Genomic DNA, 24,622 nt, shown 5'->3' with positions numbered 1-24,622 from the left:
TCTCCCCCTCAACGAGTTGCGTGACGCCCGAGCCGTGCTTTGATCAGATCGACGGCCCTCCCTGCGCCGTCTTCCGAACCGATCGCTGCGGAAAGCCGTTGGGCGCTCTCGGTGTAACGCCGATCGGTGGTGACGTCGGTGATCGCAGCGGCGAGGTGGTCTGCCGTCAGCCCGGTGCGCCGCAGCGGCGGTGTCGCCGCCCCCAGGTCGTGCAAGCGCCGCGCCCAGAACGGTTGGTCCATGATGCCGGTCACCGGCACGGACGGCACCCCGGCGCGTAGCGCTGCCGCCGCGGTGCCCGCACCGCCGTGGTGGACGATCGCGGCCATCTGCGGAAAGAGCGTGGCGTGCGGCAGTTCTCCGACGGTGATCACGTCCGGCCCGATACCCGAAAGGCCGGCCCAGCCCGTCTGAATGACGGCGCGGGCACCGACCTTTCGCAGTGCAGCGGCGATCGTCGAGGACAGCTGCTCGCCGCATGCAGTGGCGGTACTGCCCAGGCTGATGAACACCGGGGGCGGACCGGACCGCAGGAATTCCGTGATCCCGTCGGGCGGTCGCCAGCCCGGTCGGTCGGCGGGCCACCAGTAGCCGGTCACGTCCAGGCCCGTCCGCCAGTCCGCCGGTCGCGGCACGACGTGGCGGGAGAATCCGTACAGAACCGGCCATTCGTCGGCCCGGGTGCGCTGATACGCACGTCGACTCCGCCGCGGCAGCCCCAGATCGGCGCGCAGGGCAGCGATCAGTGGTTCGTAGACGTTCTCGCCGAGGTTGCCCAGGCGCCAGGCGAGGCGGTTGCCCCAGCCACCGAACGACCGCGCGGTGAGCGCCGGCGGCGCGAAAGCTGCCGTCGCGCTGACGGGTTGCAGAAACAAGGCCGTGCTGGGGATGTCGGCGGCTTCGGCGACGTGGTAGCCAAGCAGCGACCCGATCGGTCCGGCGGGTAACAGCAGATCGGCATCGGCCGCCGCCTCGGCGATGGCCTCACCCACACCGTGTAGGTCCTCGCGCATCTGCGCCAGGACATCGCGCGATGGACGCATCCGTGTCCCGTCGACGACGGCCTGGCCGTACGTCGATTCGCGAGTGTCCCGTTCGGTGTCCCCGGGCAGCGCTCGGTACCGGAGGCCGGCCTCGGTGATCACCGCGGCGTAGGGCCGTTGCGCGGCGATGGTGACCTCGGCCCCGAGGCGGGCACGCAGGCGCTGGCCGAGTCCGGTCAGTGGAGCGACATCGCCGCGGGTACCGTAGGCCGCGATCACCACCCGGGTCATGTCCGTCTGCCGCTCGCCAGGGTGAAGGCGGTGACCAGTTCCTCCCCATAGCCGAGGACGTCGTACTCGGGGTCGCGGGCGAGCTCCCAAGCTGCACCGTCGAGCGCCGCGCGCAACGCGTTCTTCATGAAACTTGGTGACAGTGGCCGGAATTCACCAGTGCCGACCCCATCGACGAAAATCTGCTCGGGGTCCAGTCCAGCCAGTGTCGGATCCTCGGGTGCCGTAGCGGCGGCCTGGTCCAGGCGTAGTCCCGGGGGCGACCGGTACCCGGTGAGGATCTCCAGCATCGCGATGGCCGCGGTCCGGTTCTGGTCGATGAAGCGGACGTTGGCCCGGATATAGGCGGCGAGCCGCTCCCCCGCCGACCCCGATGCCGTCTCGGCCACCGCAGGCACGATGATGGCCGCGCCGTCGGTGAAGATCGCCGCGACGACCGCTTCGATGATGTCATTCTTGGTCTTGAAGTGATACAGCACAACACTTTTGGCAATCCCGATCTGCTCGGCGATGCGGGCGATCGACGCCTGGGCGTAGCCCTCGGTGGCGATCACCGTGGTCGCGGCGGTGATGATCTGGTCACGCCGCGCCTGTTCGGTGAATGTCGGACCCGTTGTAGACCGCATGGTCAGATATTAGACCGATTGGTCAGATCGGCGCAAGGAGGTCCTCGCCGGTCAGCGGGCTGGGCTGAAGTTCCCATGAAATCCCTGCGGAATGTGTTGTGTGAGCGCTGCAGTGGCGATCGGGCCGCGCTCGATATCGCCGGCGTCCAGGATCACCAGCCGTGACCGTCGTTCCCTGGCCTGGTACTCTACAGTCAACAACCAGCCGTCGTCCTCGCGGTCGCCGCCCGGTGCGGTAGAAATGACAGCGATGGCCTCGACTCGTTCCGCTGATGCACTGGTGCAGTCGACCGTTGCCCTGATCGCGGAATCCGGTGTCGATACGTTGACGCTCAGTCAGGTCGCCGCGCATGCCGGGGTGTCACGGGCCACTGCCTATCGCGAGTTCGGTGACAAGAACGGATTGCTTTCGTCGGTCGCCGAGCACGAGATTCGGCGCATGTTCGAGGTGACGGTCGCCGACGTGGACCTCTCGGCCGATCCAGCGGCCGTCATCCCGGCAATCGTGTTGTCCGCGCTGCGCTACCTGCGGCAGCACAAGGCGTTCAGCTATGTCCGCGAGCATGAACCGCATCGGCTGCTGCAGGCCGTGCTGACCGTGGGCGACACCGAATTGAACCTGGTCCAGACGGTCGCTGTCGTGGTGGCCGCCGTCGCCCGGTTGTCGGACCACGACGGGCTCGCGCTGCCCGCGGTGCAGGCCGCCGAGATCGTCGTACGGGCGGTGCTGTCGCATACCCTTCTCCCCGGCAGCGCGCTGGACGACCAGCAGGTCGCCGACGTCGTGGCGCGCGCCGTGACCCGGCCGATGCCGCGCTGAGGTTATGGTCGCGGTATGCACGCCTCTGCGTCCGTCGTGATCAATGCGCCCGCCATCGACATCTGGAATGTCGTGGCCGATATCCACAACACCGGTAAGTTCTCGCCCGAGACCTTCGAAGCCGAGTGGCTCGAGGGCGCCACCGGCCCGGAGGGCGGAGCGAAGTTCCGCGGCCACGTCAAACGCAACGAGATCGGACCCATCTACTGGACAACCTGCCGGGTCACGGCCTGCGTCCCCGGTGCGGAGTTCGGTTTCGACGTCCTCATCGGTGATCGGGCCGTCAACAGCTGGCACTACCGATTCGAGGCCAGGGTGATTCGACCGAGGTCACCGAGTCGTTCAACATGCCCGGTCCCAAGGTGCTCGACATCGTGATGTTCCTGCGGCGGCGCCGCAACGAACGAGATATGGCGACCACTCTCGGCCGCATCAAGGATTACGTCGAGCAGGGGTGAGACGCCATGCCGACGGTCCCGGGCCGCGCCTTCGTGGTGCCTTCATCGACGGGCAATTTCGGCTCCGGTGAGCACGGAAACGTCAACAACTTCCGGGCGAACTCACGGGCCCGTTCCACCACTCTTCTGGTTGCGGTTTCGGCGGCCGACGGTGGCCGCGTCGATCCCGCCGCCAAGCGGATCACCGCACGACTGCCCAACTGGCTTCGCATCGTCATGTACTACGCCGGCAACAACGATGGTCCGTGGCGGTCACTGCCCGCGACATTGCACGTGCCGGTGCAGATCGACAGCACCACCAGGCAGATCGACGCCCTCGACGTCGATACGGCCGCTGCCGAATTGGCCACCTACCGCGAGATCGGCAGGCGCGAGTGGTTGCAGACCGAGGCGCCACTGTCCGACCTCCGTGCCGTGGTGGGGTTGCCCGGGATGCTGATGCGGGGGTTGCGCCGTATCGGACCCGAGGCCAAGGACCTCCTCGGCGATATTCGCAACATCGGTAGCGCCACGCCCGTGCACCGCGCGATCTCGCCCGAGGAACTGGAGACCAGGCGTCGGACGGCCGTCATGCTGCGCTATCAACTGGAACGAAACCCGAAGCAGCATAAGAAGGTTCGCGAGAGCGCGCTGCAGGCGGGTCCGATGATCGTGCAGTCGACACTCGGTGGTAGTTACCCCGCGGACGAGTTCGACGCCTGGGTGATGTTCCAGGAACTGTCGGGGGCGATCACACCCGATGAGGCGCGGCGGTTCCGCCACGACGCCGGCCGCCCCTGACCCGGCTCAGCGGGTCCGCACCGGAAGCCGGGCCCAGCCTCGGACACTCGAGGTATGCGCGCGGCTCGCCCCGCTGTAGTCGACCTCCCAATCGGCCCAGCGCCGGAACACCTCCTCGAACGCCACCCGTGCCTCCAGACGCGCCAACGCCGAGCCGAGGCAGAAGTGGATGCCCTGGCCGAACCCGAGATGGCCACCCGTGCGGTGGATGTCGAACCGGTCCGGGTCGATGTGGCGGTCCGGGTCGCGGTCGGCAGAACCGTTGAGCAACAACATGTACGAGCCTTCGGGCACCGTATGGCCGCGGTGCACGACATCGCGGGCCACATAGCGGGCCTGCACCGGCGAGGGCGGTTCGAATCGCAGCGTCTCCTCCACCGCCCCGGCGATCAGCGACGGATCCGCCGCGATCTCCCGGCGCTGATCAGGGTGTTCGGCCAGCAGTTGCCCCATGAAGCCGATCAACCGTGCCGTGGTCTCGTTGCCCGCTCCGGCGATCATCGCCGTATAGGCGAGCACCTCACCGCGCTCGAGCTTTCGGCGGGTGCCATCGGCCTCCTCGATCTCGGCGTTGAGCAGATCGGTCATCAGATCGTCGGAGGGATGTGTTGCCCGCCATTCGATGTACTCGGCGAACATGGCGATGGCGTCCTGGAAGATGGTCGGATTGATGTCACCGCCTCCCGAATCGGCGGTGATCGTCTCGTCATTACGATCGCGGATGCGCTGCTGTTCGGATTCTGGGATGCCGAGCAGGTAGCCGATCGTCCGCATCGGCATGATCGCGCCGAGATCGACGACGAAGTCGAACCCCGCGGTGTCCACCAGCGGTTGTAGTGCCCGGGAACAGAATTCGCGCACGAGGTCCTCCACTGCCAGCATCCGACGCGGCGTGAAAACCCGCGACAGCAGGCGCCGGTGCAGGTCGTGCAGGGGCGGATCCTCGAAGAGCAGGATGCCCGGTGGCACCTCGATCCCGCTGAACAGGATGTCTGCGGTGGTCCCGCGTCCCGATCGATAAGTCTGCCAATCGGGCAGGGCCGGAGCGACATCCTCGTAGCGGCTCAGCGCATAGAAGTTGTACTTGTCGTTGAAGTACAGCGGCGCCTCCTCGCGCAGTCGCTTCCATACCGGGTACGGGTCGTCGTCGATGTCCTTGTCGAACGGGTCGTAATAGAGCTCGGTCACGGGATCCACACTCACGGCGATCCTCCTTGTCAACGTGGCTGGTTCGGAATTCCGGGAAACAGTTGCTCGCTGGGTCCCTCGGTGACATAGCCGGCCTGCATGGTCGCCAGATGCGGCGCGAACACTGCCCCATAGGTTGCGTGTCCCAGGACGATGATCGCGATGACGGACAGCACCGACGAACCGACAAGAGATGTCGATCTCTTGTCCGACCAGGACTCGATCACATTGCGGCCCTGACTGTCCGTCCGGCCGAGCAGATAGGTGAACACCATCATCTGGACCCCCATCGCGATCGCATCGTAGATCGGGTACTGGTATCGGGTGCCCTCGAACAGGCCGAGTCCGGGAATGATGTAACCGTAGTAGAACACCCCGAACCGAGGCCCGAAGAAGGCGTTGAAGAACAGGGCCCAGCAGAACCCGACCAGCAACCCGACGACCAATAGTGTTTGGGGCCTGCGCCACCCGAATCGCGCTACGAGCCGCCGCCCCAGCGCCGCGCCGATGACGCCCGGCAGGACGAAGTAGGCGATATAGCCGATCGGTACGGCCGACGGCAGGCCGCCGCCCCAGGTCAGGTTCATCGGCCACCACGACGGCATCCGCGGCAGCTCCGGGGGGAACTGGGCGTACATTGCCCAGTCATACGGTGCCTCGATCCAGGAGAATGAAATCGCCGAGATCGACACCAGCAGTAGTGGATGCAGGCGGCCGCGTCGGATGCTCAGGTAGACGCCGAACGCCAGGAACAGGATTCCGCCGACATAGGCGAAGGCCAGTCCTGTGATCAGCGCCGGTGAGAGCGCGCCGCTCACAGATCGGCCCCGGTGCCGGTGCCGGTGCTCTGGTCGGTCGCCGGCCGGTCCCCTCGCGCTTCCGGATCGAAGGAGATCACCAATCCGAAGATCAGCGCTATCAGACCGAAAAGCGTACCGAGCATGATGAATTGGCCCATCGGCTCTGCTAACCCCCGGGTCCATTGGGCCACTTGAGCAGCGACCCGGCATCCACCCGGATGTGTTGGCCGGTGATGTAGCGGCTCTCGTCGCTGGCCAGGAACACCCCGAGGTGCGCCATGTCCTCGGGTTCGATGTACGGGATGGGCATCGCCTGGAACAGTGAGAACAACGGTTCGGCGTCCTCGCGGGCCACCGGCTTGCCTTCGGCCTTGAGGTCGGGCCGGAACACCCCGTACATGCCGTCGTTCTGCAGCAGGTGCGTGTTGCAGTTGGTCGGATGGATCGCATTGATACGAATCATTTTGGGCGCCAACAGCAGACAGATCTCGTTGACATATTCGATGACGATCCGTTTGCTGAATCCATAACCTGCGCCACCGGGGCCCATGTCCGGGCTGGTGGTGGTGCCACGGATCATGCCCGCGGTGGATCCGGTCACGATGATCGACGCGCCGTCGGGCAGGTGTGGCAGGGCGACTGCCACCGTGTTCATCACGCCGAGCAGGTCGACATCAGTGGCGTCGACGAACCCCACCGGATCCGGATTGCCCATCGCCATCGGCAGGATTCCGGCATTGGCGACCACGATGTCGATCTTGCCCAGATCGGCGACCCCGGCCTCGACGGCATCACGCAGTTCGTGGCGTTCGCGGACATCGGCGATACGCGCCAGTACCCGCCGGCCGAGTCCCTTGACCGCCCGCTCGGTCTCGGCCAGATCGTCCGGTGTCGCCAGCGGGTACGGATTGGACGGGATATCCCGGCAGATGTCGACGGCGATGATGTCGGCACCTTCCTTCGCCATCGCAATGGCATGGGCGCGGCCCTGTCCCCGGCCGGCGCCGGTGATGAACGCGACCTTGCCTTCAAGTTTGCCGGTCATGATGTCCTCTGTTCGAAGGTGATGTGCAGATCGCTGAGTCCGCGCATGATGAAGGTCGGTTCATAGCTGAAGTGCCGGTCATCGGGCGTGCCGTGATGCTCGTCGGAGATGGTGATGTTCTGCATCCGGTCGAGGATGCGGTTGAGCGAGATACGGCCCTCGGTACGCGCCAACGGCGCTCCGGGGCAGGAGTGAACACCCCTGATGAACGCGATCTGCTCGCGCACATTCGGCCGATCCGGCTGGAAGGTGTTCGGGTCGTCGAATTTTCGGCCGTCGCGATTACACGCGCCCGGTAGCACCATCACCGTGGTGCCGGCCGGCACCACCACTTCGCCGATGGAGGTCGTGGTGCGCGCCATCCGGAAGTGTGCCTTGACCGGACTCTCCATCCGCAAGGTCTCCTCCAGGAAGGCCGGGATCTTGCTGCGGTCCTCGCGAAGCTCCTTCTCGAACTGCGGGTTCTCGGTGATCACCCGGACCGCCGAGCTGACCAACTTGGTGGTCGTCTCGGTACCGGCGGCGAACAGGAAGGTTGACAGGTTCATCACGTCCTCGATCGCGGGAGTCGAACCGTCCTCGTGTTTGGCCAGCGCCAGTTCGGTGAGCACGTCGTCGCGCGGTGTGCGTCGGCGATCGTCGATGTAGGCGCAGAACTTCTCGTTCAGCCACTCCAGCGGATTGTGCGTCGAGGTCGGACCGTCCTTGCCCAGTTCGCCGACCACCTCCAGATCGAAGGCCGCCCGGAACTGTTCGTGATCCTCGGCGGGCACACCGAGCAGATCGGCGATGACCAGCAGTGCGAAGGGTTTGGCGTAGGCGGTGAGGAATTCGCAGTTGCCTCGCTCGATGAACGTGTCGAGCTGCTGATCGCACAGTCGCCACATGAACTCCTCGTTCTCCTTGAGGCGCTTCGGTGTGATGAGCTTGCTCAGTAGGCTGCGGGTTCGGGTGTGCAGGGGTGGATCCTGCGAGGTGATGTGGTCGGCCATCGGCACCTGATCGCGGTGCGCCTCGATCAGATCGCCGACGTCATCGGACTCCCCCGGCGCGAAGGGCAGCCCGGCGAATGGTCCCGCCACCGAATTGCACGAGGAGAAGGCGGGGTTCTTGTAGACGGCCAGGGCCTCGTCATAACCGGTGACGGCGAGCACGTTGAACGGTGACGCCGGGGCGACCGGGCATTTCGCGCGAAGATGGTCGAAGTATGGATAAGGGTCGGAAATCAGCGCGGGGTCGGTGAAGAAATCCACATTCTCGTACTCGGTCACCATCAACTCCCGATCGAACGTGCTGAACAGAAACCTAACTTTTGTTTCAGAACCCTAACTCTTGTTCCGCGCGATGGTCAACGACCGATTCAATCAGGAAGATAGGACGACAACTGCGCCACCATCAAGGGCGTTACGACCAAATATCCGGTCCGTCGTCCTCGGCTAAGTGCTTGTAGTGCTTGATCCGCCCCACATGAGCCCGCGCATCACCACTGCCGGCGGAATGTCCTCGACCGACACGAGCCCCGGCGGCGCTGCGCACACCCAGTCGATGGCATTGACGGCCCGGGCCGCAGTCGAGATGCACGCCGCGTCGGTGGAGTCGAAAAGTGGATGGGAGACATGGGTGTTCACCTCGACCCGGGGTTCACCCTCGATCACCACGCGGTGCACGCCGGTATGGCCGTCGGGCGGGAACTCCCAGTCGGGGGCCGCGGCCGCGGTCAGGCGATTGACGTGTTCGAGGGTGATGACCACGCGACCATCCACCACGCCCTCGGTGGCCAGTCGCACGGCGGCCATCTGGCCGGGTTCGATCGGCATCATCGTGCAGTCGATGGGGTCGGTGGCGAACCACCGCTCGACCCGTTGGCGTACCTCGTCGAGGTTGACACCGAGATGCTCGGCGAGGCTGCGAACCTGTCCGCCCCACAGCGATTCGATCACCCCGGGAAGCAGCATCGGTGGCGGATCATCGTCGGCGGTCATGCCGAAACCCATTGATGCGCCGGTGTACTCGGCGTCGTCGTAACTTCCGTAATCGAAGATCTCCTGCACGTGGATCGAGTCGACCCGGGTCACCAGGCTGACCGCGGCATGCACGAGCGTGTCCCCGGAGTATCCGGGATCGATGCCATTGACGTAGAGCGACGACCCGCCCGCGGTGCAGGCATCGAGCAAGGGTGTGCGCAGCCAGTCGTCGGCGTAGTGCGGGGCGACAAGCCATACCAGCGAGGTCCCGACGACGTTGATGCCCGCCGACAGGAATCGGCACAGCTGCTCGATCGCCTCCATCGGGCGGGTCTCGGCCAATGCGGTGTACACCACGCAGTCCGGACGCAGCGCGATGAGCTCGTCGAGGTCGTCGGTGGCGAGGATGTCGGTATCGGTTTCCCATCCGCACAGTCGCGCGGCATCACGACCGACCTTCGCCGGGTTGGCGGCGTGCACCCCGACGAGATCGAGATCGGGGCGTCCGATCAGCGCCCGCAGTGAATGTCGACCGACATTGCCGGTGGAGAACTGCACCACTGTGCGCATGTACCGTCCCGTCGTCGCGCCAATCGTTATCGATAGAGTTACAGTATGCGCCCCGGTTCGGGTGGTGGAATGATCGAGTTCGCTCCGGTCACGCGTTGCCGATCTGCCAGTGACGAGCGTGTTCGTATTGGTTCATCAGTCGGCTGAATGCCCCGGAGGCTGCCAGAATGTCAGCGGGCGTGCCGCACTCGACGACGCGGCCGTCGGCCAGGGACACCACCTGATCGGCGCTCGACAGGGTCGCCGGCCGATGGGCGATCACGATCACCGTGCGACGCGGATCCCTGCCCAGATTGGCTATCGCCGCACTGACGGCCCTCTCGTTCTCCGGATCAAGCGCAGAGGCGGCCTCGTCGACGAGCACGATGCGTGATCGCTTCAGCATCGCACGCGCTATCGACACCCGCTGCCGTTCACCCCCGGAGAGCTTTGCCCCGCCCTCCCCGACCCGGGTCGCCCAGCCTTCAGGCAACCTGGCGATCATCTCGTCCAGCCGCGCGGCGGTGGCCACCGCAGCCAACTCCCCGGCACTGGCCGAGGGTTCGGCCAGTCGCAGGTTGTTCTCAATGGTGTCGTCGAACAAATAGACGTCTTGGAAGACGATGGCGATCTCCGCCATCAGTATGGCGGGATCGATCTGGCGAACATCGTTGCCGCCCACAAGGATCTGTCCGTCGTCGACGTCGAAGAACCGGGCGATGAGCCGGGTCATCGTCGTCTTCCCCGAGCCCGACGGTCCGATCAGCGCAGTGGTGCTGCCCTGCGGGAACCGCACCGAGACGTCGCGGAGCGCCGAGACTTCGGAATCGGGGTAGCCGAAGCCGACGCCGTCGAACTCGACATCGGCACTGTCGATACTCGAGATCGGACGCGTCGGCGCCGGTAATGGGGCAGTGCCGAGAAGCTCCTCGATCCGGGTGATCTTGTTGGTCATCGCCCGCAAGGCACCTACCAGGTCGATCAAGTTGCCGAGCGGTTGGAGGAACCGTGTCGCCAACACGAGTAGCGCGACACCTTCGGCGACCCCGATCCGGTGGCTGAGTACCGACTGTGTGGTCAGTGCCAACGCGGCCACGAAACTCGTTGCCACGACTGCGGTATAGGCGAAGAACGGTCGCCGCGCGCGATCCATCCCGGCGCGGTAGGTGTCGCGGTGATCATCGAGGGCGGCCTGCATCCGCGGTGTTCCGTCGCCGAGGCGGGCGGCGCGCAGTACCGCTTGAGCTTGACCGAGTTCGATGGCCCGGCCGGCGACGGCGGCAGCTGCCGTCTCCAGCGCAATCTCGGCCTCGGCCGCGACCCAGGCCGCTCGTTGTAGTGCCACGTAGGACACCAACCCGACAGCCAAGAGCAGTAAGGCGATCCGCCAGTCCACAAACGCCACCACCACAGTGATGGTCGCGGGCAGCAGGGTTGCGGTGATGGCCGGACCACCGATGGTGACCGACAAGTGTGCGGCATCGCCGATGTCGGCGGTCACGGCCCGGGCCAACCGCGACTTGTTCACCGCCGTGAACCACCCCAGCGGCAGCGTGCTGACATGCCGCATCAGTCGGTGTCGCAGTTGGGCGGCCAGCGAACCGGCCGCGGCAAAGCCCACCGGTGTGGCGACGACGGTGAGTACCGCATAGACCACCGCGCCCGCCGCGCCGAGCAGCAACCACGGCCTGGCGGCGAGAAAGTCCGGAGACGGGCGCAGCAGTGCGTCGAACAGCGGCACGAGCAGTCCCAGCAACAAGCCTTGGAGAACGGCCTGGGCAGCCGTCAATAGCCACAGTCGGCCCAGCAGCCGCGGGTCCGGCCACAGTCGATACAACCGTCGGATCATTCCGAAATACCCTCCTGCGCGGCCCACATTCGCGCATACAGACCGCGGCGCCCCAATAGTTGACCGTGTGTTCCCCGATCGACGATGCGCCCGCGATCCATCACCAGAATCTGATCGGCGGCCGCAATTGTGCTGAGACGGTGCGCGATCACGACGACCGTCTTTCCGGCTGCCAGCTGCGCCAGGGCCCCTTGGACCGCGGCCTCGGCGTCGGGATCCAGCGACGCGGTCGCCTCGTCGAGGACCACGATCGGCGCCGCGGCCAGCAGAGCCCGTGCGATCGTCACCCGCTGTCGCTCGCCACCGGACAGCCCTCCCCCACCCGAGGAATCGAGAAGGGTGTCGTACCCATCGGGCAGCGCCATGATCACGTCGTGCACGTTGGCAGCCATCGCGGCAGCGTGGACCTCGTCGTCGGTCGCGGCCGGCCTGCCGATCCTGATGTTGTCCGCCACGCTGTCCCGTAGCAGCACGACATCCTGGAACACCAGCGACATCATGGCCAGCAGATCTGCTGTCGCGATACTGCGGACGTCGACACCGCCGATACACACCGCGCCGGAACCGACTTCATGGAAACGAGGCAGCAGTGCCGCCAATGTCGACTTGCCGGCGCCGGACGGCCCGACGATCGCGGTGATACCACCGGACGGGAAGTGTGCGCTGACATCGGTCAGCACGTCGGTCAACCCGTCATAGGAGAACGACACGCCGTCGAACGTCACGGAGTGGTCGCTGGGCAGTAGCGGACGGCTCGGCTCTGCGAACGCCGGTTGCGCCAGCAGATCTTCGATATGAGCAGCGCCCATCCGGCCCTTGCGCACGCCCTGTGCTGCGGAGACCGCGGGCAGAATCGAGGTCGGCAGGCCGACGGCCACCACAAGAAAGGCCACCAGATCGGCCACCGTCAGGCCATCGGATCCCAGCATGGTGATACCGGCGGCAGTGACGGCAACGGCCACGGTCATCTCCGATCCGAACAACCGCGTCGCGGCCGAGCTGTAGCGGACCTCGGCCACCCAGTCGGTAAACGTACGCGTATACTCGTCGACCGCCGCATCGAACCGGTCCAGCACTCCTCCCGCGGTGCCAAATGTTTTGACCACCTGGATACCGTCTGCGTACTCGATGCTCGCGGTGCTGATACGGACTTCGGCGGCGATCAATCGGTTCATGTGAATTGTCATGGAACGCATCGAGATCCGATAGCACACGGCCATTGCTGCCAGTACTGCCAGCACGATGAGCGTCAGCAGCGGATCCACCGCGACCAGGTAGCCGAAAGCCACCACGGAGACGGTCACGGCGCCGGTCAGCTGACCCAGCGCATGCGCGATCACCTCGTGCATCTCTTCCAGGTCGCCGGTCATTGCCCGTTTTATGCGGCCCGAACCGGCCGCTCGGATCCAGCCCAGCGGCAGCGTGCCGATTCGTCGCACGATGCGCACCCGCAGGTCGTGCAGGATGGCCGCGTCCGCGTAATGTCCGAGCCGGGAGGACTGCACCAGCAACACCAGCCACAGCGCGGCCCCGGCGGCGCCGATGGCCACCCACATCCACACCGCGGCCGCAATGCTGTCGTCCCTCAGCATGATGCGGGCCGCCTCCGCCACTGCGATGTAGGGAACCAGGCCGGCCGCGGCCGACAGCGCTGACAGCACACCGCAGCCGATCAGGTGTGGCCGCACCGGGGTAAGCAAACGGCCCAGTGGGCCGGCACCGGCCAATGTCGGCACGGGGTCGGTACTCGGAGGCGCCGTGGCCGAGGCGTCTTCCGTTGTCGTCGCAGTCATACTCTGACTCTGGATCTTCAAGTACACTTGATGTCAAATGATCGAATGAGCGTTCATTGTGGAGTTTCGACCGGTCAGGCCGCGGCGCTGTTCGGACTAGCCCCCTCGACGCTGCGCTGGTGGGAGGCGCAGGGGGTGCTGCCCGAGCCGCCGCGCGTCAACGGGCGTCGGGTCTACGCTGAAACCGATCTGCGCCGCATCGGACTGGCCTATCTGTGCTGCGTCACCGGCGCGATGCCTCTGGAAAAGGCTGCCATGGTCACATCCGGTACTGGCGAGCGTGATTGGCAGGACGTGGTGCAACGACACGTGACGGCGCTGGAAACCAGGATCGGGCAACTCCAGGCTGCCCACGATTACCTTTTGCATCTGGTCCAGTGCCCAGACGCGGACATCGTCACCAATTGCCCCTATCTGGACAACGAACTGTCGACGCATACCCCGCGGCGGTCGTCGGCACCGGGCGCGCTGGTGGCAGCGGCCCACAGCCTGTCTCCCGGCAGGCACCGAAGGCGTGATGAAAATACCTCCTATGGTGACGAAATCACAGTCGCCGGGCCCTGCTGCGTGGTCTGCGCATCGCCGGTACCGCGCACCGACCGTGGCCGACCGCGCACCTATTGCTCCCGCGCCTGCCAACAGCGCCAGTACCGTCAGCGGATGCGGACAGCGAGCGACGATCGATGAGCTACCTGGGTGAGCTGCGGTCCAACTGGCAGCCCTTGGTGGCCACCGCCGGACTGAGCGCGGGTCTGAGTCTGAGCGCCTACACCAATGCCGTGATGGCGCCCCAGTTCCTCGCGGAATTCGAGTGGCAACGATCGGATTTCGCCCTCACCGGTGTGAGTGTGGCCACCACACCGGCCATCTACAGCCGCAGAGTGGCCACCTGCTTCAGCCGCGCCCGCGGACTCGCGCTGGCGATCGCGATATCCGGGCCTCCTCTGCTCGGCGCGGTGGGCGCCCCCCGCTCGAAATCGTCAACCGCGTCTACGGTGGCGGGCTGGTTGTCTGGCCATCGCGGTCACCATCGTCGTCATCGGCGTGCTGGCGTTGATGCTGCTGCCACCGGAGAATCCGGAGCTTCGACGAGCACGTGGTGAGGGCAGCACCGCCGGCGATTACCGTCAGATCGGGCGCACCGCGGTGTCCTGGATCCTGCTCGGTGGTGTCCTCCTGTGCAACCTGTACCACACGGTCACCACCGCGCAGCTCGGTGTTGTCCTCGGTGACTCCCTCACCGGTGCCGACACGGGAGGGCAAGTGTCACTGTTGATCTCGGTGTTCGCGGTGGCCGTTATCGTCGGCCGGTTCGCGTGCGGCGTCGCCCTCGACCGTTTGCCTGCCCAAGCGGTGGCGCTGGCGCTGCCCGGGTTCGGCTGAAGGTGATGTCATCGCCTACCTGGTGGCCAGGCGCTTCGACCTCACCCCCTACAGCACGGTGTTGAGCATCCTGTCCGCGGCCATCGGGGTGACCTCGGCGCTCGGTGCAACGATCCTGAGCCGGATGCTGGCCGCCACCGACAGCTTCGACGGATTCCTCATTGTCACCGGTGTCGCGGCCTTTGTCGGCGGCGGCCTGTTCCTGCAGCCGGGTCGACGCTCGGCCGGCGCCGCGACGCGCGACACTGAGGCCGACACCGACACGATGACACAATGAAACGGTGACCGAGGGTGGTGTGGCGGCCGGTGACGGCAACGGCGTACGACCGCTGCGCGAGACACTCTCCCAACTGCGGCTGCGGGAACTGCTCACCGAGGTGCAGGACCGCGTCGAGCAGATCGTCGAGGGCGGCAACCGCATCGACGGGCTGGTCGAAGCCATGTTGGCGGTCACCTCCGGTCTGGACCTCGATGTCACGCTGCGCACCATCGTGCACACCGCGATCGACCTGATCGACGCGCGTTACGGCGCCCTCGGTGTCCGCGGGCAGGACGGCGACGGGCACGAGCTTGTCGAGTTCGTCTACGAGGGCATCGACGAAGCCACCCGGGATCAGATCGGCCCGCTGCCGCAGGGCCGCGGTGTGCTGGGTGCGCTGCTCGACGACCCGGTGCCGATCAGGCTCGACAACATCACCGATCACCCCGCCTCGGTCGGCTTCCCGCCGAACCACCCGCCGATGCGGACCTTCCTCGGTGTGCCGGTGCGCATCCGCGACGAGGTGTTCGGGAACCTGTACCTCACCGAGAAGAAGACCGGTGGACCGTTCAGCGAGGACGATGAGGTGCTGGCGCAGGCGCTCGCGGCCGCGGCGGGAATCGCGATCGACAACGCCCGGCTGTATGAACAGGCGCGCGACCGTCAGTCCTGGATCGAGGCGACCCGTGACATCGCGACCGAACTGCTGTCCGGTACCGATCCGGCGGGCGTCTTCCGGCAGATCGCGGATCGGGCCCGCACACTCACCGGCGCCGATATCGCATTCATCGGCGTACCGGTTGATCCGGACAGCCCCGGTTCCGAGCTGCTGATCCACGAGGTCGTCGGCGCCGACATCGCGGCGGACTCACTGCCTGTCCTCGAGGTTGTGGGAACGTCGCTGGGCCGCGCGCTCGATGAACAACTCCCGCAGCGTCGCGAGGTGTTCGATGTGGCCGCCGGGGTCCTCGACGATGCCGGACCGGCGTTGATCGTGCCGCTGCGGGCAACAGGTTCGGTCGCGGGCGTACTGGTGACCTTGCGGCGGGCCGGGACGCGGCCGTTCACCGGCGAACAACTCGACATGGCAGCGGCATTTGCCGATCAGGCCGCGCTGGCCTGGCAGCTGGCCATGACCCAGCGGCAGATGCGCGAGCTCGACGTGCTGGCCGACCGCGACCGCATCGCCCGAGACCTACACGACCACGTCATCCAGCGACTCTTCGCCATCGGGTTGGCACTGCAGGGGACGGTTGCCCGCGCCCGTTCCGACGAAGTGCAGCAACGGCTGTCGACATCCGTGGACGATCTGCAGGAGGTCATCCAAGAGATCCGCACCGCCATCTTCGACCTGCACGGCGGCGCGGCGGGCACAACCCGGTTGCGGCAACGGATCCAGGAGGCGATCGAGCAGTTCTCGGCCGCCGGACTGCGGACCAGTGTGCAGTTCCTCGGCCCGCTCTCGGTGGTGGAGCCCGGTCTGGCCGACCACGCCGAGGCGGTCGTCCGCGAGGCGGTGAGCAATGCGGTGCGACATTCCGGGGCAACGGAATTGGCGGTGTTGGTGCGTGTGGACGACGATCTGAGCGTGACGGTCACCGACAACGGCTGCGGTGTCGCGGCCAATATCACCGAGAGCGGGCTGGCCAACCTGCGCCGGCGGGCCGACGAGTCGGCCGGCACGCTCACGGTCGGTGCCGGCCCGACCGGCGGGACCATGCTGCACTGGTCGGCGCCGTTGCCGTAGCGGTTGCGGGACTTAAGGCCCTGCCTCCGGCGCACACGATTGACTACGGTGGTGAGTGGTCGATCAAGGAGGAACGCCACCATGTCCAGCCCCGCAGACAACCTCGGAATCCTGGTTGCCGTCGACGGATCACCCGGTTCGGAGGTCGCCATCGCCTGGGCCGCCCGCGAGGCGGTACGTCGGACGGCCCCGGTGACCCTGCTGCACGTCACCGCACCGCTCATCACGACGTGGGCGGTCCCGGCGGCCGAACCGAATATCGCCGAAGTGCAAGAGGACTCGTCACGCACGGTGCTTGCTCAGGCCCAGCAGATCTTCGAGGCGACGGTCGGCGGCCCGCACACCCCAGGCGTGCGTACGGAATTGCGCCCGTCGCCGGTGGTGGGCACACTGGCCGAGGCATCGCACCACGCGACCATGCTGGTGGTGGGCAACCGCGGCACCGGCGGACACAGTCGGCTGCCGCTCGGGTCGGTGGCGGCGGGGCTGCTGCACCATGCGCGCTGCCCGGTCGTGATCGTGCATCCCGGCGATATCGCCGACAGCACCGCGCCGATCGTGCTCGGGGTCGATGGCTCCGCCTCATCGGATGCCGCCACCCGGCTGGCCTTCGAGGAGGCCGCGTTGCGCGGTGCAGACCTGGTGGCGGTGCACGCCTGGAGTGACCTCGGGCTGCTGCCCATGTACACCATGGACTGGACGATCTACGAGGACCAGGCACGCGAAGCGCTCGCCGAGCGGTTGGCGCAATGGCGGCAGCAATTCCCCGATGTCAACGTCGAGGCACGGTTGGTGCGTGATCGTCCCGCACACTGGTTGGAAGAGGAATCGCGCAAGGCGCAGTTGGTGATCGTCGGCAGCCGTGGCCGCGGCGGATTCGCCGGACTGGTGCTCGGGTCGGTGGCGTCGACGGTGGCGCAGGTGTCGCACGCGCCGGTGATCGTGGTCCGCAAGGACTGATCACCAGCGGCAGTAGTTGGGCGACCCGGGCTGGATGACCCGGAAGTCGAGCAGCACCATCTCCGGGGTCCGGGATTCGGTGCTCCAGTTCGGGTCGCTGACGATATCGTCGGTCGTGTATCGAATACCGTTGTACCCATAGGTGAGTGGCACCCGGTAACCAGCCTCGGTCCAGTCATGGATCCACTTGCGGAATTCCACGACAGGTAACGCGAATCCGCGTGGGCCGCCGTCATAGTGGTGGATCACCCTGCCGAAGCGGTCATCGATGTCGATGATCCACACGACGTCCTCCTGGTACCCCCAGATCTTGAGCGGATTGCTGCCCAGCAGCAGGTGATTGGACCGCTCCCCCTCGGTTTTCAGGTTGCTGAACATGGAGAAGTTGCCCGCGGTGCGCAGGCCGAGATAGGGCGTCATCCCGATGAACACCAACAGGATCGGAACCAGGTACAGCGCGACGGGCGTGCGCTTGTCCAGGATCGGTACCCCGGGCCAGGCCGGGCGGCCAGTGGCCGTGAACACGGCGACCAGGATCGGCCAGATGACGATCAGCACGGCGGCGTCGAACATCAGTCCGGACCACAGCGTCCAGTCCGGGATGCCTCGGATATGTGCGTGCACACCCGACAGCAGCGCCACCGTGGTGGCTATCCCGACATACACCAGAACCCGCGGCGCGGCGCGGCGACGCAGGGTGATGGCTCCGTCGATGAGCAGTTGCCGGTAACCATCGGGCAGGAAGGCGAACAGCAGGGCCGCCGCCAGTGCACCGAAATCGACGAAACCGATCAAGGCCAGCGTGGCGTGCATGGTCAATGAAAATGCGACGATCGCTGCCTGCAGGCGCGGCACCGTGAGCAGCAACCCCCCGATGAGCTCCCAGCAGAGCACCGCCACCGCGGCGATCAAGCCGATCGTGGTGACCAGCGCGCCCAGGTGTTCGTACAGCAGCACGACGGCTGCCACCGTCAGCCCGACTGTTCCGAGGCCGATCATCACCGCGGTGAATGTCCGCTGATCGGGTCGGCCGAAACGCCCGAGTCGGATCAGTCGGTAGCCGAGGAGCGCCATGACCAAGGCCAACGGCGCCATCAGCGGAACACCCAGGACACTCGTCTGCAAAGCCCGGATGGCTGACGTGAAAATTCCGACGGCGCAGGAGGATACGACGTTGAGATAGTCGGAGTTCAGCTTGTGGAACCCGGCCAGGGCGTAGATCAGGATGAGACTGATCCGCAGGATCGGTGCGATCGCGGCATAGTCGTCATCCGGTGTACTCCGGCGGCGGAACACCGACACCGTCAGCACGCCGATCATCGCGACGTTCAACAGCAGCATCAGGTTGGCGTGATTGGCCACCTCGGGGAACTGGTAGAACGCGAGGTATCCGGTGGCGGCTGTCAGCAGGATCAGGAACTTGATCCTGGTCACACCGGTTAAGATGGCCGCCCCCGCACCGATCACGAAAGCGCCCGTGAACCAAGGGGTTTGCCACTTCTCGGCAAGCTCGAGCGTCATCGCGATGGTGTACAGCGTCGCGAAAACCGAGAAGGGGCCGCGCGCTGGAGCGTTCACCCCCGCAGTTTATCCACGCCCGCCGGTGTAGCGGATCTCGATATCGTCGGCGTGCACGTCGGGCTCGGCGGTGTCGGCGGTGACGCGTACACCGAGTCGACGGCCGTTCGCATCCCGGAAAGACAGCGGCGGCGCACCGTTCTGCAAGTGGGTGTCACCCCACTGCATCAGCGACAGGAACACCGGCAACAGGTCCTCCCCCGCCGGAGTGAGGTGGTACTCGTCGCGGACACGCTTGCCCGGCTCCTGATACGGGACGCGATAGACCACGCCGGCGGCCTCCAGCTGTTTGAGTGCACGTGAAACCGCCGGCGCCGAGGCGCCGATGCGCTCGACAAAATCCTCGAACCTGGTGGTCCCGTAGAAACACTCCCGAACCACCAGGAAGACCGTCTTGGTGCTCAGCAGATCGAGCACCTTCGCGACCGAGCAGTTGTCACTGATCGTCCAGCGGCTGCGGTCCTGCAAGCGGCGCTCGAATGTCATGGCCATGTGTTCAGTGTAACTAACGCTTGTATTACTCAGGAGGGTCGGCCTACTATCTGAATAACGAAGCAGTTACCCAGAAAGTGGAGGCGGAAATGGTTGCAGTCAGCGGCAAGGTCGTACTGGTGACCGGCGGAAGGCGAGGTCTGGGCTCGGCCCTGGTCGACGAGGTGCTCGCCCGCGGGGCGGCCAAGGTCTACTCGACGGCGCGCGAGCAGTACTCGGACACCAGACCCGGTGTGGTCGTGCTACCGCTGGAGGTGCGCGATGACACGTCGGTGGCGGCGCTGGCGGCGGCGGCCCCCGATGTCGACATCGTCATCAACAACGCCGGCATCCTGCTCCCGGGTTCGCTGCTGACCGGCGATTTCGACGATATCGCCACCACGTTCGACATCAACGTGTTCGGGCCGCTGCGCGTCATCCGCACGTTGGCTCCTGCTCTGGCGAGCAATGGCGGCGGCGCGATCGTCAACGTCCATTCGGTGCTGTCCTGGTTGGCCGGTGCCGGCGCCTACGGGGCCTCGAAGGCCGCGATCTGGTCAGTGACCAACTCACTGCGCGTCGAGTTGCGCGAGCAGCAGACGCAGGTACTCGGGGTGCATGTCGGATTCATCGATACCGAGATGGTCGCCGACGTTCCGCTGCCGAAAACCTCGCCGCAGACGGTCGCCAAAACCGTGCTGGACGCGCTGGAGACCGGTGCCAACGAGGTACTCGTCGACGACGTGACCGTCGCCGTGAAGGCCAGGCTTTCCGGCCCTGTCGAGGACCTGACGTTCGACCAGGCGCACTGAGCGCACCCGATTCGTAAAGGAGTCCGTCATGCCGCTGTGGACCATTCATCACACACCTGGAATCTTCACCGAGGACGAGAAACGCGACCTCGCCGGCCGGATCACCGATCACTACGAGAAGGTCGGCTTGCCACGCTTCTACGTGGTGGCCGTCTTCAACGAGACTCTGCCCGAAAACCTCTATGTCGGTGGCGAACCCACGGAGGTCGGAGTGCGGGTGGTGATCGAGCACATCGCCCGCCGCAGCACCGACAGCGAGGGTCGCCGGCGTACCACGAACTGGATCAAGGCGATCCTCGAGCCGTTCCTGGCCAGGCACCCGGGCGTGCACTGGGAGTTCCACGTCGACGAGACGAGTGAGGAACTATGGATGATCAACGGCCTGATCCCGCCGCCCGCGGCATCGGACGCCGAGCGCGAGTGGGCCAGGACCAACACCGCCGCCGCGTACTGAGCGACCCTGCGGCCGTGCACTGTTCGCCCGATATTCATGCGGCGGACGGCGGGTGGCAGTCAATCGCTGTCAGGGTCCTCCCATGCCAGCCACCGTGCGCGTCGTTCCCTTGTTGTCGCTGTTCGCCGTCGGGACCGTTGTCCTGAGCGGCTGCGGTGACTCCACCACCGATTCGCTGCCCGAGAATCCGAGCGTCATCATCCTCAGTGGCGACGGGATGGGTTCGCAGCAACGCACCGCGATCCAGTACTACTGGTACGGCCTCGACGAGCGGCAGCCGATGGACGCTTTGCCATATGCCGGTCTGCTCGACACCATTCCGGGGGATCCGGAGTACGCCGTCAGCGACTCGGCGGCCGGTGCCACCGCGTGGGCCATCGGGCAGAAGGTACCCAACGGCACCACCGGACTGGGTCCCGACGGGCAGCCGATACCGACGCTGCTGGAGATCGCCCAACAGCGTGGGATGTCAACAGGTCTGGTCAACGACCACGATGTCACCAACGCGACCCTGGCCGCGTTCGGCGCGCCGGTGCCCGACCGGGATCTGAAGGTCGATATCGCCGAAGGATATCTGGACCGTGGGGTCGATGTGCTGTTCGGTGGTGGCGAAAAGTACTGGTACCCCGAGGGAGACGCCGGCAAGATTCCCGACGAAGGCGAGGATGACGTCAGCGAGGGCACCTCCAACCTCGTGCAGCGCGCCGAGGAACTGGGCTACAACTACGCCTACGACCGCGACACCTTGGATGCACTCGCCGGTCCGAAAGCGCTTGCGCTGGTGCAAGACAGCGCCAAGCGCCGGTCGACCGAGATCGAAGACTACGAGTACGAATCGGATCCGCATTACGTGGCACCGGAGAAACTGGTGGCCAAGGCGCTCGACATCCTCGACGACAACGACAAGGGCTTCTTCCTGGTCATCGAGAGCGACGATCTGGACTCCGACGGTCACGAGCACGATGCACAGAACATGATGCTCGCCGGCGAGTCCATCAATGCCATGGTGCAGGTGATCACCGAGTACCAGAAGGAACACCCTGATGTTCTGCTGATCGTCACTGCCGACCACGAGACCGGTGGTATGGCGATCGAGAACGTGCTTGACGATGACGAGCCGGAACCGAACAGCGATCAGGTCGCCGACGATCCGGTCCCCTACTGGGCCGAAACCCCGGAGAACATGCCGCTTCCCGGTGGTGGTGTGCCCAAGCGCAGCGGGCCGTTCACGATCAAGGGCACCGATCGCCAGTTCAAGGTGGATTGGACCACGCCGGAACACACCGGGACGATGGTGCCGGTGACTGCGGCCGGGCCGCTGGCCGAACGCTTCACCGGTGTCCACCACAACACACATGTCTACGACGTGGTGACCGAGCTTTTCGGCAACTGACAGTTGCGCTCCGCGCGCCTAACATCATCCGGATGGAAGGCGCGTGGAGCACGGCACACGGCAGATTGGCCCTGGTCGGCACGTTCCGTGACGTCAACGCGCATCAGCATCCCGCGGTGCAGATCAGTGTCCGATTGGGAGACGGCGGGCATGTGCACACCGCCAGTGGTGCGGTGCGCAGCGGGCCGCTGCTGGTGACAGCGAGCGGCGTCGAACACGCGCTGCATACCGGTGCCACACCTACCTTGGCCGTATATCTCCGCCCGGATGATGTGGTGGGTGCGCAACTGAACGAGTCGTGCCGCCACCACGGTGGTACCGACGGCGTCTGGTCTGTCGACATCGCACCGGAATTCACCGTTTGGTGTCGGGAAAGCCTTGCTGCCGAGGGCATCGAGGCGGTCGTCGACCGGGTGCTCGATGAGTTGGTTCGCCGGGTCGGTGTTCTGGATCCGGCGCTGCACCCTCAACTGCTACAGGCCGTCGAGCTGCTGTACTCCCGCATTCCGCAGCCGGTTGACCTGGCATCGCTGGCGCGTGAGGTGGCCCTGTCGCCCGATTACCTGGGTCGGTTGTTCGCGCGGCAGACCGGGGCGTCATATGCGCTCACCGCCAGGTGGATTCGTCTGCTGACCGCGTTCGACCATGTCACTCACGGCGCCTCGGTGACCGATGCGGCGCATCGCGCCGGATTCGCCGACGGTGCACACGCCACGCGTGTCTGCCGGGAACTCACCGGCGCCGTGCCGCGCGATCTGCTGAGGGCCCTGCAGAAATAGGACGGATTCGTTCAAGCATCGCGGGTTCGTGGCGGCCAGGCTGGATATCGGCGACACGATCGAAGGGAGTCGACCGATGCCGGTGATGTCGAAGGTGGAGCGGGCATTCTGCTGTGGAGCGTTGTGGCGGACCAGCGCGGGCGCGGTGATCCGCAGCCTGCCCGCCGAACGGTTGGGCCGGCAGGTACTGGAGATCGGGTCAGGGGCGGGCGATGTCGCGCTCAGTCTCGTTGGTCGACAGCCCGGGATCGCACTCACCGCAACCGATCTGGATCCGGTGATGGTCACCGCGGCTACCCGCCGACTGGCTGGTAGCCCCGGTGTCACCGTGGGCACTGCGGACGCCACGGCACTTCCGTTCGTCGACGCGAGCTTCGATTCGGTGGTCAGTTGCCTGATGCTGCATCACGTGATCGATTGGGAGGCCGCTCTGCGGGAGGTTGCTAGGGTGCTGCGCCCCGGCGGGGTGTTCGTCGGCTACGACCTGGCCCGCACGCCCCTGGCGACGGCGGCGCACGTCGTGGACCGCTCACCGTTCCGGCTGTTCGATCGCGAGGAGTTCGCCGACGGTTGCCGGCAGGCGGGACTGTCGCCGCGGGTCGAAGCTGGTTTGTTCGGCCACATTCTGCGGTTCGAGGTGCGACGTAGGCAGGATTCGTAGAACTCTCGGATCCGGATCGGCGAGGTGTATCACTGCAACACCACAGCGGTGTAAATACATCGGTTTTCGGTTGGCCTGGGCGATGCTGAAGCCCATGACAAATCGGCTGGTTGGCATCACGATCGACTGCGCTGATCCTGCGCGTCTGGCAGCGTTCTGGAGCGCGATGCTCGATACCGCCGAGACCTACGAACACGGCGACGACAGCGGATGGGCCACGGTAGGTTCCCGCGGCGAGGATCAGCCACGGTTGACCTTTCAGCGCGTTCCCGAACCCAAGGCCGGAAAAACTCGAATCCACCTCGACATCCAGGTCGACGACATCGATGCCGGCCGCCGGCAGGTAGACAGCCTGGGCGGCCGATGGTCCGGGATTCGTCACGACTACGACGAAGGAGTCGTGATGGTCATGCACGATCCAGAGGGCAATGAGTTCTGCATCGTCCAGTACCACGGTGACAACTCCACGCCACCCACGGCTTGACGAACACCACGAGGACCCTGCTGTGTTCGCTGCGATCGGAATCTGTCTGAAATCTTATTGACAGATTCCTGGCGAAGGAGCACTTTTCGGCGTAGTGTCGAACACAAGTTCGAATTGCTGTTGCTCCCGGTTCGGTGAGCACGCGCCGGCGACATCGTCGTCGACAAGGACCGTTCCCTTCGGGGCGGTTGGGTCGTGCTGGCTGGAACGGGCTGTGATGGCCTGGTGGGGAAGGTGGGTCCCGCGATGGACGCCGCTTGTCTGGAGTCTTTTCTGAATGCGTTGATCGACGATCTCACGCCGTCTGCGGTACCGGATGCGGATGTCGGGCGGACGTTGTTCCACCTGCTCGACTGTCCACGGATAGTGGATGAGCCCGCGCTGTTGTCGGTGTTGGTGGCTGCGGTGACCGGACGCAATCTGTTCGACTTCGTGATCGCGTCCGCAGTGGCCGCGGCCGAGCGGTTGGGGGTGCCGGCCCGTAAGCGTTTGAAA

The 24,622-nt window shown here is 65.7% G+C and carries 26 protein-coding genes and 2 pseudogenes; 15 read left to right on the top strand and 13 right to left on the bottom strand.

The window, feature by feature from the left end:
* Positions 1-8: 8 nt before the first annotated feature.
* Genes ACLBYA_RS27030 through ACLBYA_RS27020 form a run of 3 tightly spaced genes read right to left on the bottom strand, consistent with a single transcriptional unit; the run spans position 9 to position 2,098 of the window.
* Entirely contained in the window at positions 9-1,274 is a 1,266-nt protein-coding gene (locus tag ACLBYA_RS27030; protein WP_447712551.1) for a glycosyltransferase, read from the bottom strand.
* Positions 1,271-1,900, bottom strand: coding sequence for a TetR/AcrR family transcriptional regulator (locus tag ACLBYA_RS27025; RefSeq protein ID WP_447712550.1), 630 nt, complete (start codon positions 1,898-1,900; stop codon positions 1,271-1,273). The genes ACLBYA_RS27030 and ACLBYA_RS27025 overlap by 4 nt, the downstream gene beginning before the upstream one ends.
* 51 nt (positions 1,901-1,951) lie before the next feature.
* On the bottom strand, positions 1,952-2,098 hold the full coding sequence (locus tag ACLBYA_RS27020) for a carotenoid oxygenase family protein (RefSeq protein ID WP_447712549.1): 147 nt from the start codon (positions 2,096-2,098) through the stop codon (positions 1,952-1,954).
* Between the two features lie 52 nt (positions 2,099-2,150).
* On the opposite strand from ACLBYA_RS27020, the gene ACLBYA_RS27015 reads away from it, so the two are divergent.
* The 3 genes and pseudogenes from ACLBYA_RS27015 (at position 2,151) to ACLBYA_RS27005 (ending at position 3,958) form a co-directional block, all read left to right on the top strand.
* Positions 2,151-2,720, top strand: coding sequence for a TetR/AcrR family transcriptional regulator (locus ACLBYA_RS27015; protein WP_447712548.1), 570 nt, complete (start codon positions 2,151-2,153; stop codon positions 2,718-2,720).
* Between the two features lie 15 nt (positions 2,721-2,735).
* Positions 2,736-3,178, top strand: a pseudogene (locus ACLBYA_RS27010) (SRPBCC family protein).
* 6 nt (positions 3,179-3,184) lie between these two features.
* On the top strand, positions 3,185-3,958 hold the full coding sequence (locus ACLBYA_RS27005; RefSeq protein WP_447712547.1) for a hypothetical protein: 774 nt from the start codon (positions 3,185-3,187) through the stop codon (positions 3,956-3,958).
* Positions 3,959-3,964: 6 nt separating this feature from the next.
* Here ACLBYA_RS27005 and ACLBYA_RS27000 read toward each other — a convergent pair whose 3' ends face one another.
* The 8 genes from ACLBYA_RS27000 to ACLBYA_RS26965 form a co-directional block, all read right to left on the bottom strand.
* On the bottom strand, positions 3,965-5,161 hold the full coding sequence (locus ACLBYA_RS27000) for a cytochrome P450 (protein ID WP_447712546.1): 1,197 nt from the start codon (positions 5,159-5,161) through the stop codon (positions 3,965-3,967).
* 14 nt (positions 5,162-5,175) lie between these two features.
* Positions 5,176-5,964 carry a spirocyclase AveC family protein gene (locus ACLBYA_RS26995; RefSeq protein ID WP_447712545.1) on the bottom strand — a complete coding sequence of 263 codons (789 nt, stop codon included), beginning with the start codon at positions 5,962-5,964 and terminating at the stop codon, positions 5,176-5,178.
* A complete protein-coding gene (locus tag ACLBYA_RS26990; protein WP_447712544.1) occupies positions 5,961-6,104 on the bottom strand; it encodes a hypothetical protein in 144 nt (47 codons plus the stop codon). Before ACLBYA_RS26990 ends, ACLBYA_RS26995 begins: the two co-directional genes overlap by 4 nt.
* A gap of 8 nt (positions 6,105-6,112) precedes the next feature.
* Positions 6,113-6,991, bottom strand: a complete 879-nt coding sequence (locus ACLBYA_RS26985; protein ID WP_447712543.1) for a mycofactocin-coupled SDR family oxidoreductase — start codon at positions 6,989-6,991, stop codon at positions 6,113-6,115.
* Positions 6,988-8,262 (bottom strand): cytochrome P450, encoded by a 1,275-nt coding sequence (locus tag ACLBYA_RS26980; RefSeq protein WP_447712542.1) that lies wholly within the window; start codon positions 8,260-8,262, stop codon positions 6,988-6,990. Before ACLBYA_RS26980 ends, ACLBYA_RS26985 begins: the two co-directional genes overlap by 4 nt.
* A gap of 165 nt (positions 8,263-8,427) precedes the next feature.
* A complete protein-coding gene (locus tag ACLBYA_RS26975) occupies positions 8,428-9,525 on the bottom strand; it encodes an NAD(P)H-dependent amine dehydrogenase family protein (protein ID WP_447712541.1) in 1,098 nt (365 codons plus the stop codon).
* Between the two features lie 88 nt (positions 9,526-9,613).
* Positions 9,614-11,353 carry an ABC transporter ATP-binding protein gene (locus tag ACLBYA_RS26970; protein WP_447712540.1) on the bottom strand — a complete coding sequence of 580 codons (1,740 nt, stop codon included), beginning with the start codon at positions 11,351-11,353 and terminating at the stop codon, positions 9,614-9,616.
* Positions 11,350-13,146: an ABC transporter ATP-binding protein gene (locus ACLBYA_RS26965; protein WP_447712539.1), complete on the bottom strand. Its 1,797-nt coding sequence runs from the start codon at positions 13,144-13,146 to the stop codon at positions 11,350-11,352. The genes ACLBYA_RS26970 and ACLBYA_RS26965 overlap by 4 nt, the downstream gene beginning before the upstream one ends.
* A gap of 45 nt (positions 13,147-13,191) precedes the next feature.
* On the opposite strand from ACLBYA_RS26965, the gene ACLBYA_RS26960 reads away from it, so the two are divergent.
* The 5 genes from ACLBYA_RS26960 (at position 13,192) to ACLBYA_RS26940 (ending at position 17,495) form a co-directional block, all read left to right on the top strand.
* Positions 13,192-13,833, top strand: a complete 642-nt coding sequence (locus ACLBYA_RS26960; RefSeq protein ID WP_447712538.1) for a helix-turn-helix domain-containing protein — start codon at positions 13,192-13,194, stop codon at positions 13,831-13,833.
* Between the two features lie 357 nt (positions 13,834-14,190).
* Positions 14,191-14,529, top strand: coding sequence for a hypothetical protein (locus ACLBYA_RS26955; RefSeq protein ID WP_447712537.1), 339 nt, complete (start codon positions 14,191-14,193; stop codon positions 14,527-14,529).
* Positions 14,530-14,551: 22 nt separating this feature from the next.
* Positions 14,552-14,806 (top strand): hypothetical protein, encoded by a 255-nt coding sequence (locus tag ACLBYA_RS26950; protein ID WP_447712536.1) that lies wholly within the window; start codon positions 14,552-14,554, stop codon positions 14,804-14,806.
* A 4-nt stretch (positions 14,807-14,810) separates the two neighbouring features.
* The gene (locus ACLBYA_RS26945) at positions 14,811-16,535 is read left to right on the top strand and encodes a GAF domain-containing protein (RefSeq protein ID WP_447712535.1); all 1,725 of its coding nucleotides are present in this window, start codon (positions 14,811-14,813) and stop codon (positions 16,533-16,535) included.
* Positions 16,536-16,616: 81 nt separating this feature from the next.
* Entirely contained in the window at positions 16,617-17,495 is an 879-nt protein-coding gene (locus ACLBYA_RS26940) for a universal stress protein (protein WP_447712534.1), read from the top strand.
* On the opposite strand, the gene ACLBYA_RS26935 is transcribed toward ACLBYA_RS26940, so the two are convergent.
* Together ACLBYA_RS26935 and ACLBYA_RS26930 are read right to left on the bottom strand one after the other, a co-directional pair.
* Positions 17,496-18,929: a hypothetical protein gene (locus tag ACLBYA_RS26935; RefSeq protein WP_447712533.1), complete on the bottom strand. Its 1,434-nt coding sequence runs from the start codon at positions 18,927-18,929 to the stop codon at positions 17,496-17,498. It abuts the gene before it with no gap.
* A 153-nt stretch (positions 18,930-19,082) separates the two neighbouring features.
* Positions 19,083-19,559, bottom strand: coding sequence for a winged helix-turn-helix transcriptional regulator (locus tag ACLBYA_RS26930; protein WP_447712639.1), 477 nt, complete (start codon positions 19,557-19,559; stop codon positions 19,083-19,085).
* A 95-nt stretch (positions 19,560-19,654) separates the two neighbouring features.
* Between ACLBYA_RS26930 and ACLBYA_RS26925 the strand changes: the two genes are divergently transcribed.
* From ACLBYA_RS26925 to ACLBYA_RS26895, 7 genes and pseudogenes are all read left to right on the top strand, one after another.
* The gene (locus ACLBYA_RS26925) at positions 19,655-20,356 is read left to right on the top strand and encodes an SDR family oxidoreductase (RefSeq protein ID WP_447712532.1); all 702 of its coding nucleotides are present in this window, start codon (positions 19,655-19,657) and stop codon (positions 20,354-20,356) included.
* Positions 20,357-20,384: 28 nt separating this feature from the next.
* Entirely contained in the window at positions 20,385-20,810 is a 426-nt protein-coding gene (locus tag ACLBYA_RS26920) for a tautomerase family protein (RefSeq protein WP_447712531.1), read from the top strand.
* A gap of 82 nt (positions 20,811-20,892) precedes the next feature.
* Entirely contained in the window at positions 20,893-22,203 is a 1,311-nt protein-coding gene (locus ACLBYA_RS26915) for an alkaline phosphatase (RefSeq protein ID WP_447712530.1), read from the top strand.
* 32 nt (positions 22,204-22,235) lie between these two features.
* Complete coding sequence (locus tag ACLBYA_RS26910; RefSeq protein WP_447712529.1) at positions 22,236-22,982, top strand: helix-turn-helix domain-containing protein; 747 nt, start codon at positions 22,236-22,238, stop codon at positions 22,980-22,982.
* A gap of 76 nt (positions 22,983-23,058) precedes the next feature.
* Positions 23,059-23,643 carry a class I SAM-dependent methyltransferase gene (locus tag ACLBYA_RS26905; RefSeq protein WP_447712528.1) on the top strand — a complete coding sequence of 195 codons (585 nt, stop codon included), beginning with the start codon at positions 23,059-23,061 and terminating at the stop codon, positions 23,641-23,643.
* A 70-nt stretch (positions 23,644-23,713) separates the two neighbouring features.
* Positions 23,714-24,127, top strand: coding sequence for a VOC family protein (locus tag ACLBYA_RS26900; RefSeq protein ID WP_447712527.1), 414 nt, complete (start codon positions 23,714-23,716; stop codon positions 24,125-24,127).
* Between the two features lie 246 nt (positions 24,128-24,373).
* Positions 24,374-24,622 (top strand): annotated as a pseudogene (locus tag ACLBYA_RS26895) (HNH endonuclease); the annotation flags it as partial.

This window comes from Mycobacterium sp. C31M (assembly GCF_053345865.1).
The sequence above is the reverse complement of the archived record's forward strand: the minus strand, read 5'-3'. Positions and strand labels throughout refer to the sequence as shown.

What these genes read in the sequence shown, in the direction of transcription:
- ACLBYA_RS27030 (WP_447712551.1), bottom strand. Translation starts at nt 1,274, where the DNA reads ATGACCCGGGTGGTGATCGCGGCCTACGGTACCCGCGGCGATGTCGCT.
- ACLBYA_RS27025 (WP_447712550.1), bottom strand. Translation starts at nt 1,900, where the DNA reads ATGCGGTCTACAACGGGTCCGACATTCACCGAACAGGCGCGGCGTGAC.
- ACLBYA_RS27015 (WP_447712548.1), top strand. Translation starts at nt 2,151, where the DNA reads ATGGCCTCGACTCGTTCCGCTGATGCACTGGTGCAGTCGACCGTTGCC.
- ACLBYA_RS27005 (WP_447712547.1), top strand. Translation starts at nt 3,185, where the DNA reads ATGCCGACGGTCCCGGGCCGCGCCTTCGTGGTGCCTTCATCGACGGGC.
- ACLBYA_RS26990 (WP_447712544.1), bottom strand. Translation starts at nt 6,104, where the DNA reads ATGGGCCAATTCATCATGCTCGGTACGCTTTTCGGTCTGATAGCGCTG.
- ACLBYA_RS26985 (WP_447712543.1), bottom strand. Translation starts at nt 6,991, where the DNA reads ATGACCGGCAAACTTGAAGGCAAGGTCGCGTTCATCACCGGCGCCGGC.
- ACLBYA_RS26975 (WP_447712541.1), bottom strand. Translation starts at nt 9,525, where the DNA reads ATGCGCACAGTGGTGCAGTTCTCCACCGGCAATGTCGGTCGACATTCA.
- ACLBYA_RS26970 (WP_447712540.1), bottom strand. Translation starts at nt 11,353, where the DNA reads ATGATCCGACGGTTGTATCGACTGTGGCCGGACCCGCGGCTGCTGGGC.
- ACLBYA_RS26965 (WP_447712539.1), bottom strand. Translation starts at nt 13,146, where the DNA reads ATGACTGCGACGACAACGGAAGACGCCTCGGCCACGGCGCCTCCGAGT.
- ACLBYA_RS26960 (WP_447712538.1), top strand. Translation starts at nt 13,192, where the DNA reads ATGAGCGTTCATTGTGGAGTTTCGACCGGTCAGGCCGCGGCGCTGTTC.
- ACLBYA_RS26940 (WP_447712534.1), top strand. Translation starts at nt 16,617, where the DNA reads ATGTCCAGCCCCGCAGACAACCTCGGAATCCTGGTTGCCGTCGACGGA.
- ACLBYA_RS26930 (WP_447712639.1), bottom strand. Translation starts at nt 19,559, where the DNA reads ATGACATTCGAGCGCCGCTTGCAGGACCGCAGCCGCTGGACGATCAGT.
- ACLBYA_RS26925 (WP_447712532.1), top strand. Translation starts at nt 19,655, where the DNA reads ATGGTTGCAGTCAGCGGCAAGGTCGTACTGGTGACCGGCGGAAGGCGA.
- ACLBYA_RS26920 (WP_447712531.1), top strand. Translation starts at nt 20,385, where the DNA reads ATGCCGCTGTGGACCATTCATCACACACCTGGAATCTTCACCGAGGAC.
- ACLBYA_RS26915 (WP_447712530.1), top strand. Translation starts at nt 20,893, where the DNA reads ATGCCAGCCACCGTGCGCGTCGTTCCCTTGTTGTCGCTGTTCGCCGTC.
- ACLBYA_RS26910 (WP_447712529.1), top strand. Translation starts at nt 22,236, where the DNA reads ATGGAAGGCGCGTGGAGCACGGCACACGGCAGATTGGCCCTGGTCGGC.
- ACLBYA_RS26905 (WP_447712528.1), top strand. Translation starts at nt 23,059, where the DNA reads ATGCCGGTGATGTCGAAGGTGGAGCGGGCATTCTGCTGTGGAGCGTTG.